Raw genomic sequence first — 10,453 nt, 5'->3', positions numbered from 1 at the left:
TTTTGCAAGGAAAAACATTTAATTTTTTCTGTTTTTAGAGTATTTTATGGTAAATTATTATCTTTCTAATTATATGTATTGGATTTTTTGATTAAACTGCAAAAAACGAGGACTATTGTATTTTTTTATTTATAAAATTTCGGGTATAAGTTTTACAAAAAAATCCAGTCTCAACAATGTCTCAGAATCACATTTGTACTAGTGTAGTTTCAGTTTACCATAATTATACTAGTACAATTTTTCATTATTTTCACTTTCTAACTAGATATGGTGGAAAGGATTGGTCGATGCTTGACTAGGTACAATATCAATTGTCCAGCCATTTTCTCCTTTCCATTGATTAAGAAGCTCTGCGATTTTTTCCACAAACAGCACTTCGATATAGTGACCTGGATCCAATGCCAGCAAGCCATCAGACAACATATCCTGGGCAGTGTGGTAGTAAATATCACCAGTGATATAGACATCCGCTCCTTTAGCTAAAGCATCCTTATAGAATGACTGCCCGCTTCCACCACAGATGGCCACTCTTGAAATAGGTTTCTGCAAGTCATTCTCTTGATAATGCACCATTCGAAGACTATCTAGGCCGAATACTTGCTTGACATACTGGGCAAAGTCCCCAAAGGTCTGAGTCAGAACATTCCCAATACGTCCAATTCCACGTTCAGGACCTGTCTCCTGAAGATAAGTTATCTCCTCGATTCCTAGCATCTGACAGAACCAGTCATTGAGACCATTTTCAACGATGTCAATATTGGTATGGCTGACATAAACTGCAATGTCATGCTTGATGAGATCAATGTAAATCTGATTTTGTGGACGGCTAGCTACCAAATCCTTGATGGGACGGAAAATCGGCGCGTGCTTGACGATAATCAAATCCACACCCTTTTCAATGGCTTCAGCCACCGTTTCTTCACGAATATCGAGAGCCACCATGACACTTTGGATGTCCTTGTCCAAAGTGCCAATTTGCAGACCACGACTGTCTCCCTCTATAGAAAATTCCTGAGGGCAAAAGGCTTCATACACGTTAATTACTTCACTTGCTAGCATGGAGAACCTCCTTGATGGCTTGAATTTTATCTACTAGAACTTGACGTTCCTCCAGATTTTTTTCTGGAATTTGTCCGAGGGCAAACTCTAGCTTAACAGCTTCTTTTTGCCATTTTTGGACAAAGACTGGACTGACCTCTTTGCACAAGAAGGGGCCAAATCGAACATCACTTGCTGATAGCTTCATTTGTCCTGCTTCCACCACCAAAATCTCGTAAAACTTGCCAGCTTCTTCTAGAATGCTTTCTGCCACAATCTGAAAACCATTGTCTTGCAACCAAATGCGCAAGTCGTCTTCACGATTATTGGGCTGGAGAATCAAACGCTCTACGTTAGCTAACTTGTCCAAGCCTTCTTCTAAAATCCTAGCAATCAAACGGCCACCCATACCAGCAATGGTAATGACCGACACTTGGTCTGCCTCTTCAAAGGCTACCAAGCCATTGGCTAAACGAACCTGGATTTTCTCCTTTAACCCGTGACTTTCAACATTTTTGACTGCAGATTGGTAGGGCCCGTCCACCACCTCACCTGCAATGGCACTTTTGATTTGTCCTCTCTCAACCAACTCGATGGGCAGATAAGCATGATCACTTCCCACATCTAATAAAATGGCTCCCTGTGGCACAAAGGAAGCCACTAATTCTAATCTCTTTGAAATCATCTTCTCTCACTTTCCAAACTCTATTACCTCTTATTATACCACATTTCAATCCTCAACTTCCCAGTAATATAAGTACCTCTGGCGAAAGAAGTTTCAATGTCCTAAGGTAATAGATGGATTCACTTGAAATATTTTTCGGAAATTTACAGAATTGTCAAAAAATAGGTAATTTATTCAAAAATTCTTGACTTTATAAAAAATATACACTAAAATATATTTAGAAGATTAGAGGAGATAAAAGTTTCACTAAATTTTATATTTGAAGGTAGTATTTAGATAGGAAATTTAGTCAGACGAACCACGAATTTGCTCTATGCTTTCTAGAATTTATTATAAGGAGATTAATATGCATATTTTTCTTAAAAATCGAGCTTTTCGTCAGCTAACAGTGAATGAGTGGATTTCAAGTTTTGGAGACACTATTTTTACTTAGCTTTTATCAATTATGTCTCTTCTTATACGTTTGCTCCCTTAGCTATATTTTTGATCAGTCTGTCAGAAACTATTCCACAGGTTTTGCAACCTTTTTACTGGAGTTATAGCTGATTTTCAAAAAAATCGAATTAGCAAGTATATTTCTATCCTCTTTATCAAAGTCCTCCTTTATTCTGGAGTGACTTTGCTCCTGACAAGTACCGACTTCTCTCTCTTTTCTGTTTTCTTTATTTGCAGTATGAACTTGATTTCAGATACGATTGGTTTTCTTGCAGGATACATGCTGACACCGATTTACATACGGCTAATAAACGATGATATGACGGAGGCTATGAGTTTTAGGCAGTCCACGAGTTCCATTGTACGTTTGATAGGTAATCTCAGCGGAGGAGTATTTTTAGGACTGTTTAGCATTTCTACTCTAGCTTTTGTAAATGTTTTAACCTTTTTATTTGCCTTTCTAGGAAGTCTACTTATTCGAAACCGCTTGAAAAAAGAGGAAGAAAAAATCGAAGTTCCTCCTTATGTAGGAATGAGTAGCTTTTTCCAGCATTTGAAAGAGTCAATGAAATTATTGATGACTATGGGAGATGTCATGGTCTTGCTTTGGATTTTGTCCATTAGTCAAGCTGTTTTGATGATGGTAGAGCCTGTCAGTGCGATTCTACTGATTCACCATCCTTTTATGGATTTGTCAACAGGGCAAAGTCTGGCAATTTTGATAATGATAAGCCTTCTTCATGTTATTTTAGGTGGACTTCTGAGTGGATTTCTATCTAAAAAAATTTCTATTCGCCTGAATATTTATTGGAGTCTATTGATGGAGTCTCTCATTGTTATAGGTTTTCTACGTGGAAGTTTTTTACTTATTTTACTAGGAAGTGCAGGTGATGCTTTCTCGGCAGGAGTATTGAGTCCTCGCTTGCAAGCCATGATTTTTGGAATCATTCCTGAGGAGTTAATGGGATCAGTTCAATCCTCCATCAATGTTATCAACTTGCTTATCCCAGCTGTCCTATCCCTTGCTCTCGTATTTCTTGCAACAAGTGTTGGTCTTGAAGTTGTTGCCTTTGCTCTTATAATTTTACTACTTATAGCAGCCTATCTAGTTCACCAGATGAAAAACTTACCAAACCAAGAAGAAATTTAGCTAGAATGTTATAGATAGGTCAGTTTTCACTTGATAGTTTCTGTGGAATCGTAAGCTCCTTGTAATTGATTGTCGATATTACATACAACTATCTGGCAACTACAAATGTTTCCAATCCCTATCAAGATGCAATTTATATAAGATAAGTCTATTCTTTTCCTATAAAATCTGATAAGATAGAGGAAAGAATAATTAGAATAGAGGTTACTTCAATGGCGGTTCCCGATAGACTCCCTGCTCGTATGAGAATGGATGGACGAACTATTTTCCAACAGATAAAAAACTATTTTGATACTGAAAATAAAGAATATTTTAAGCACCCCAATACCTATGATGGTATTTCCATGCATCTGGAACCCAACATCCTGACCAGTATGGAGCACTTCGATTTGACTGGCTTTCATTGCGAATGTAAAGATTTCCAAAATCAGGGAGTCTGTAAACACTGGGTTGCCATGGATCTCTACTTTCGTAGCCTCCCCCAAGCTATTCAAGAACGCATTGGTAAAGCGAGTCATAAACCAAGTTTTGCCAGCCAACTGATTCCTACCTTGCCATCTGATGAACTCCAAGATGAACTGGTAGAAGAAAAAGCGGTGGCGCCTTCACTTTCCCTTCATGGACAAGTCGAAATCCGAAATCATAGCCTAGCATGGACCTTAAAACTACAGGTAGAACAGGCTTCTCGTACCTATGTTATCAAGGATATAGCTCACTTCATTTTTCTCATTTTCCAAGAGGAAGATTACTTTGTTTCACAGAAAATCGGGACAATCAGATTATCCTTAGATCAGTTTAATCAAGCATCCCAAAACCTACTCCTCTATATCAAAAAATATTTCATCGATAGAAATGAACATTCTTATTTCAACTTCAGTTATGGCATTAGCCCTAGAGATTGCGGACGCTATTTAGAGACTCCTGTTAGCTATTTAAACGACCTCGTCCCACTTTTTCAAGCTTTGGATGTCTTCCAATATGTAACCTCAAAAGCCGAATACCCTCTTATATTCTTAGATGATAGTCCCTTTATCCCGGAAGAGGAAATTTTTAAAGTTGTCAAGTCTAATAACCATTATGAAATCATCAATACAGCTTATTTTGGTTTCATTATTCAAGAAAAACTTTGGATTCGACACAATCACTTCCACATCATCAAAGAAGAACACCGTTACTTTTTGGATAAATTAGCTACTTGGATCTATCATTATCAAGAAAGTTCTCCTCTTATCTTTTCACAGGAAAATAAGGCTGAACTTATGCAAATCTGTAATATCATCTCAAACTATGTTCCTATCAGTCTTCCAGATGAATTACAAATCCATGACTTTATCCCCACCTTTGCCTTCTCCAAAACTAGAAATGAAATTGCCCTTAATATGGTGTGGTCCTTTGGAGAAAAACAAGTCCATTCTAAACAAGATCTCCTAACCCTCCCCTATACTTACCAAGCTAGCAAAGCTAGAAAAATCTATCATCAACTGCTTTCTGCTGGTTTCAAAGAGGAATTTCATAGTCTTTCCAAAATCAAAATCGTTGATTTCTTCCTAAAAGAACTCCCCCGTTTTCGTACTCTGGGTCAAGTTCAACTAGATGAATCGCTTGAAAAACTCTTAGTAGAAGATCCTGCTGTCATTGACATTTTTGACGACGAAGGCTTCCTTTCAGTTCAGTTTGATTTTTCTATGATTTCAGAAGATGAGGTTGAAAAAGCTATCCAAGCTTTATGGAATCAAGAAAGCCACTACCAAACCAAGCAAGGAAAGGTTCTAGTCTTTGACGATGAAAGTCTCAAGGTTGCCCAAAGTCTCCAAGATCTTCGCGCTAAATTTTCAGACGGAAAAATCAAGATGCACAAATCTCGTGCCTTTAGTCTTTCTGAAACCTTCAAAGACAATGAACATGTCAATTTTTCTCGTGATTTCAAAAAGATGGCTTATGACCTGACCCACCCTGAAGAATTTGATATCAAGCCTTATGAAGTCAAGGCCAAACTCCGCTCCTATCAAAAAGAAGGAGTCAAGTGGCTGAGTATGCTGGATCATTATCATTTTGGGGGAATCCTGGCAGACGACATGGGTCTAGGGAAAACCTTGCAAACCATCACTCTTCTGGAAGCCAACCTTAAACCAGACCAGAAAGCTCTTATCCTAGCTCCAGCCAGCCTTCTTTATAATTGGAAGGAAGAATTCCGAAAATTTGTACCTCACAAACAGGTTGAAGTAGCCTATAGTAGCAAAACTGAGCGTATCAAACAAATTGAAAAATCTGCTACTATCACTATTACAAGCTATCCATCTTTTCGATCTGACCTTGAACATTATCAAAAGCAGTCTTACGACTACCTCATCCTAGATGAAGCACAGATGATAAAAAATAGTCAGACCAAAACAGCACAAGCTTTAAGAGAATTTGATGTCAAAACCTGCTATGCCCTATCTGGAACTCCTATTGAAAACCGTCTCGAAGAGATTTGGTCTATTTTCCAGATAGTATTACCAGGTCTCCTACCAAGTAAAAAGGAATTTTCAAAATTGTCACCTCAACTCGTTGCTAAACTGATTCAACCTTTTGTCCTGCGTAGGAAAAAAGACGAAGTTCTGACAGAATTACCTGAACTGAGCGAGCACCTCTACAGCAATGAACTCAGCAGTTCACAAAAAACGCTCTATCTAGCTCAACTTCGACGCATGCAAGAAATGGTTTCAGGAGCCAGCGCTGATGAGATTAAACGTCATAAAATTGAAATCTTAGCAGGACTAACCCGACTTAGACAAATCTGTAATACCCCTGCTCTCTTTTTAGAAGACTACAAAGGGGATAGTGGAAAAATGGACAGCTTATTCGAGCTCCTAGACACCATTCGTGAAAAAGGGTCACGACCACTTATCTTTTCACAATTCACCTCTATGCTTGATCTCATTGAGCAAGAACTAGAGAAAAAAGAAATGTCTCACTTTAAAATAACAGGACAAACACCTTCAGATAAACGTCAAGAAATGGTCAATCTCTTCAATCAAGGGGAAAAAGACTGCTTCCTCATTTCCCTAAAAGCAGGTGGAACAGGACTAAATCTAACAGGAGCTGATACCGTCATCCTCTGTGACCTCTGGTGGAATCCAGCAGTCGAGATGCAAGCCATCGGTCGAAGCCACCGCCTTGGCCAGACCAAACAAGTCGATGTCTATCGCCTTATCACACTTGGTACCATAGAGGAAAAAATCCAAGAACTCCAAGAAAGTAAAAAAGAACTCTTCAACACCGTTCTTGAAGGACAAGAAAGCAGAAGCAATTTGAGCGTTGATGATATTAAAGAAATCTTGGGTGTTGAATAAACGAAAAAGAACTAGAGTAACCACACTTAGTGGATTTATCTAGTTCTTTTGTAAGCGCGTCATAACAAGGTATCTATCATTCATGGAAGACCTCCTGTATACTATTAGTAAAGTAAAACTATTGGAGGATATTTGAATGCCACAACCTATTGTTCCTGTAGAGATTCCACAATCTCGTCGTTTTGATTCTAAAAAGAGAAATGATATTCTGCTTAAAATTCGTATTGGCAAGCTTGAAGTAAGTTTTTTTCAATCTCTCAATCTCGAAATGATAGAAGAGCTTTTGGATAAGGTGTTGCTCTATGACAATTCATCTATCTAGCCTAGGGCAGGTCTATCTCGTGTGTGGGAAGACTGATATGAGGCAAAGCATTGATTCACTGGCTTATCTGGTTAAAACCCACTTTGAATTAGATTCTTTCTCAGGTCAAGTTTTTCTCTTTTGTGGTGGACGTAAAGACCGCTTTAAAGCTCTTTACTGGGATGGTCAAGGATTTTGGCTACTATATAAACGCTTTGAGAACGGTAAGTTGACTTGGCCAAGTACAGAAAAGGATGTCAAAGCTCTCACATCTGAACAAGTAGACTGGCTGATGAAAGGCTTTTCTATCACTCCCCAAATAAATTCATCAGAAAGTCGTGATTTCTATTGAAATGATGCCTTTCTTTTTAGTATAATAAAGTTAGAAAACAGAGAGGGAAGCCTATGGAAGAAGATTGGGCTAAGATGGGTTTACCAATCACACGTAAGGAAATCTCTAATTGGCATATCAAGACGAGTCAATACTATTTAGAGTCCCTTTATAAGCTTTTACGAGAAAAGTTGTTAGAACAAGCTCTTCTTCATGCGGATGAAACCTCTTATCGGGTCTTAGAAAGTGATAGCCATCTGACCTACTATTGGACTTTTTTGTCAGGAAAATCAGAGAAACAAGGGATTAGGCTTTACCACCATGATCAGCGTCGAAGTGGTTCAGTAGTACAAGAATTCCTAGGAGATTATTCTGGCTATGTGCATTGTGACATGTTGCGGCAGTAACTTAGGACTTTAGTCCTCTAGTTCTGCCTATGCGATAGCAGTCCAAGGTTTAGGAGCAAGGCGACGCTAAGCTTGGTAAACTGCGAACCGCTAGAAGCTTATCGTCAACTGGAAGAAGCTGAACTTGTTGGATGTTGGGCGCATGTGAGAAGGAAGTTTTTTGAATCCACCCCCAAGCAAGCAGATAACTCATCCTTAGGAGCTAAAGGTTTAGCTTATTGTGACCAGTTATTTGCCTTGGAAAGAGACTGGGAGGTTTTGCCAGCTGATGAACGTCTACAGAAACGTCAAGAACATCTCCACCCCCTATAAGAAATCTCCAGATTAGAGAACTCACGGATAGTTCCTAATATGGAGATTTTTCAATATACTTCGTTATTGGACGGTTACAGAAAATTATCATTGTCAATCAACAAATAATTTATTCATTTTTTCTAAAACACTTTGATTAAGTATATTGAGTTCAAATTCAGTTTCAGGCCCATGACCATTTATTGGTAATTCATCAATTTCAAAACATTTATAGTTGTTCAATGTCGACTTCATATAATAAAAATCTAAAACTTTATCTCTAGGACTTTGCATGATGAATGTTTTATAAGGAAGATTTTTCTTCCACACCTTATCAGAAAACATTTCTGTAATTTCAGTTGTCGAGAACTTATCAGTAAACCATTTCCTTTCCATTCCACTTGTTTTTTTTTTATTTGATTAGATAAATCTATCAAAGGGGAAACGCATATATGTCCACCTAGATTGTGAGAAAATCTGGCACTCAGTAGTAATCCTAATATAGATCCAAAACTTCCTGAATATAAATAAACTTTTTTAACATCTTTTACTGTTTTACTCACTATATACTCAATCGTTCTTACCAATTCATCTATCACATAATTCCAATTTTTATTTGATAGTATTGCAGAAAATTCTTTATCATATATTATTTGTCCATTATTATCTACTAATAATTCATCATGCCATAAAAGTTTCCTATCTTGAGTATAAGATAGGAATATAGCATCATTTAAATCCAAATTTTTTATTTTCATCATCCTGTGACCTACTTTTTCATATACTTATAAAAAAGAAACAAAGAAATTGCATTTATAGTGGAAATGATAAAGAAAATGATTAATGTTTTTTGTAAATCATTTGCATACAGATTCCCTCCAAGTAATCCACCTAAACTATCTCCAATAAAATATGAAGTTTGAGATATACCATAGAAATATGAAATTTGTTCTTTAGGATACATATCCAACTCCATTAATTCTTGACTAATTACAGAACCATTTAAGAACAAAGCTCTGCATATAAGAATAAGAAACAAGTATAAAAATTGCATATTAAATATCAATAAAGCTGTTGATAAGCCCACTAAAATTTCACTGACCACAAAGATATACTCTTTATATTTTGAGGTTTTTTGACCTGAAAAAAGAGAAGAGAAATAAGTACTCAGTAGTCCTAAAATTGTCAATGTTACACCAATAACAGATACATTTATACCTTGTTTGCTTAAAATAACTGGAAGATATGGAGCAAATAAACTTACGCTTCCCCCCATAATGAAGCCGAATATTATAGTTCCAACAAGCAGGGTTCTAGCTTTTGCAAAATGTTTAAATTCAGCCTTCTCCAAATCGCCACTCTCATTATGAGATTGAGTAATAGGAGGAATTAGAAATACAGTAATCAGGCAAAGGACGCTCGAAAAAAGTAGAGTCAATTGTGTAGCGTTTTGAAACAAGAATGTTAAAATCCAGACAAGAAAACCTGCTAGTAGCATGCCTAAAGAACTTCCTACTCCGTCTGCAAATTCTTTCAACGATACAATAGAGGAACGTTCTTCTTCACTTCCTATGCCTACAATCCATACTCTAATTAATAACAACACTACCGAAGCACCGATTCCTGAAACAAAACCAGATATTATAGAAATGCCTGAGTTATTAGGAAACATCCTAAAGAATAAGCCAATACTATATAAAATTAAACCACATTGAATCACTCTTTGAGGGGTAAATCGTCCTATTTTTTTACCAATATAAAATGAAAAGATGCCAGCAAATGCCATGGCAGAATAGGATAGACCATAATTAGGGAGCCTATCATTCATTTCAAACCAGAGTGCATGAACTGTTTTTGAAGTATACATAGATAGTTTAAAAAACAAATTGAAAATAAAAAAATTGATTGCAATAGGATATTTTCTTAAGATAATTCGATAGTTATTCATGATATTCGCTCACTTCACTTTCTAGTGTTTCTTTCATATCCGATAATTTTTCATTATCACTAAAATGTGTATCTAAAATTTTCAATAATGGTTGCATTTGTTTAAATTTATTGCAGTTATATAAAATTTCTAAAGATATAACCAAATAATCTTCTAGAAAAGATAAATCTAACTGTGAAACTTTGAATTGACATTGTTCTAATAATCTTTGTGCTTTTTCATACATATTCAGCTCGACATATATGTATTGTAAGTCATACCAGAAATCAAAACTTCTATCAGATAAATAATACGCTTTTTTATAATTCGTTAGACTGTCCTGCAACAATTGAAGTTCGCTCAAAACGACGTCCGCTAATCTTTTCATAGACTTTCTCCCCTCTAGGAGCCCCTGCATAAGGACGATAGAGATAGCGGTCGATTCCTGTTTCATCAATATATACGATTGGTAATTCGTTTAGGTTATCCAAAATATCAAGAAACTCAGCGACTTTCTCTGGGTCTTCTTACTTAAAGCTCGTCATCTTTTTTT

Annotated in this window: 8 protein-coding genes and 3 pseudogenes; 5 read left to right on the top strand and 6 right to left on the bottom strand. The window is 36.7% G+C overall.

Annotation, left to right across the window (positions count from 1 at the left end; all coding sequences use genetic code 11):
- Positions 1-261 precede the first annotated feature (261 nt).
- A complete protein-coding gene (locus HT693_RS00680; protein WP_000881159.1) occupies positions 262-1,059 on the bottom strand; it encodes a Nif3-like dinuclear metal center hexameric protein in 798 nt (265 codons plus the stop codon).
- Positions 1,046-1,723 (bottom strand): tRNA (adenine(22)-N(1))-methyltransferase TrmK, encoded by a 678-nt coding sequence (locus tag HT693_RS00675; protein ID WP_000624065.1) that lies wholly within the window; start codon positions 1,721-1,723, stop codon positions 1,046-1,048. Before HT693_RS00675 ends, HT693_RS00680 begins: the two co-directional genes overlap by 14 nt.
- Before the next feature lie 346 nt (positions 1,724-2,069).
- Between HT693_RS00675 and HT693_RS00670 the strand changes: the two are divergent.
- The 5 genes and pseudogenes from HT693_RS00670 to HT693_RS12320 form a co-directional block, all read left to right on the top strand.
- Positions 2,070-3,308, top strand: a pseudogene (locus HT693_RS00670) (MFS transporter).
- 212 nt (positions 3,309-3,520) lie between these two features.
- Entirely contained in the window at positions 3,521-6,643 is a 3,123-nt protein-coding gene (locus tag HT693_RS00665; protein WP_138705218.1) for a DEAD/DEAH box helicase, read from the top strand.
- 136 nt (positions 6,644-6,779) lie between these two features.
- Positions 6,780-6,965 (top strand): hypothetical protein, encoded by a 186-nt coding sequence (locus HT693_RS00660; RefSeq protein ID WP_031223047.1) that lies wholly within the window; start codon positions 6,780-6,782, stop codon positions 6,963-6,965.
- Entirely contained in the window at positions 6,946-7,296 is a 351-nt protein-coding gene (gene tnpB / locus HT693_RS00655) for an IS66 family insertion sequence element accessory protein TnpB (RefSeq protein WP_138705217.1), read from the top strand. Before HT693_RS00660 ends, tnpB begins: the two co-directional genes overlap by 20 nt.
- A 56-nt stretch (positions 7,297-7,352) precedes the next feature.
- Positions 7,353-7,991 (top strand): annotated as a pseudogene (locus tag HT693_RS12320) (transposase); the annotation flags it as partial.
- A 248-nt stretch (positions 7,992-8,239) separates the two neighbouring features.
- Here HT693_RS12320 and HT693_RS00640 read toward each other — a convergent pair.
- The 4 genes and pseudogenes from HT693_RS00640 to HT693_RS00625 all read right to left on the bottom strand — a co-directional run.
- Positions 8,240-8,734, bottom strand: coding sequence for a hypothetical protein (locus tag HT693_RS00640; protein ID WP_138705216.1), 495 nt, complete (start codon positions 8,732-8,734; stop codon positions 8,240-8,242).
- 8 nt (positions 8,735-8,742) lie between these two features.
- Positions 8,743-9,921, bottom strand: coding sequence for an MFS transporter (locus HT693_RS00635; RefSeq protein WP_023941358.1), 1,179 nt, complete (start codon positions 9,919-9,921; stop codon positions 8,743-8,745).
- Positions 9,914-10,288, bottom strand: a complete 375-nt coding sequence (locus HT693_RS00630) for a hypothetical protein (protein WP_138699592.1) — start codon at positions 10,286-10,288, stop codon at positions 9,914-9,916. The genes HT693_RS00635 and HT693_RS00630 overlap by 8 nt, the downstream gene beginning before the upstream one ends.
- Positions 10,236-10,453, bottom strand: a pseudogene (locus HT693_RS00625) (IS630 family transposase); the annotation flags it as partial. The pseudogene HT693_RS00625 and the gene HT693_RS00630, both read right to left, overlap by 53 nt.

Source organism: Streptococcus sp. 2154, assembly GCF_013277255.1.
Lineage (GTDB): Bacteria > Bacillota > Bacilli > Lactobacillales > Streptococcaceae > Streptococcus > Streptococcus pseudopneumoniae.
This window is presented reverse-complemented; position numbering and strand designations above follow the sequence as displayed.

Bases quoted from the DNA above. Each gene is read 5' to 3' on its own strand.
- HT693_RS00680 (WP_000881159.1), bottom strand. From the start codon at position 1,059: ATGCTAGCAAGTGAAGTAATTAACGTGTATGAAGCCTTTTGCCCTCAG.
- HT693_RS00675 (WP_000624065.1), bottom strand. From the start codon at position 1,723: ATGATTTCAAAGAGATTAGAATTAGTGGCTTCCTTTGTGCCACAGGGA.
- HT693_RS00665 (WP_138705218.1), top strand. From the start codon at position 3,521: ATGGCGGTTCCCGATAGACTCCCTGCTCGTATGAGAATGGATGGACGA.
- HT693_RS00660 (WP_031223047.1), top strand. From the start codon at position 6,780: ATGCCACAACCTATTGTTCCTGTAGAGATTCCACAATCTCGTCGTTTT.
- tnpB (WP_138705217.1), top strand. From the start codon at position 6,946: ATGACAATTCATCTATCTAGCCTAGGGCAGGTCTATCTCGTGTGTGGG.
- HT693_RS00640 (WP_138705216.1), bottom strand. From the start codon at position 8,734: ATGATGAAAATAAAAAATTTGGATTTAAATGATGCTATATTCCTATCT.
- HT693_RS00635 (WP_023941358.1), bottom strand. From the start codon at position 9,921: ATGAATAACTATCGAATTATCTTAAGAAAATATCCTATTGCAATCAAT.
- HT693_RS00630 (WP_138699592.1), bottom strand. From the start codon at position 10,288: ATGAAAAGATTAGCGGACGTCGTTTTGAGCGAACTTCAATTGTTGCAG.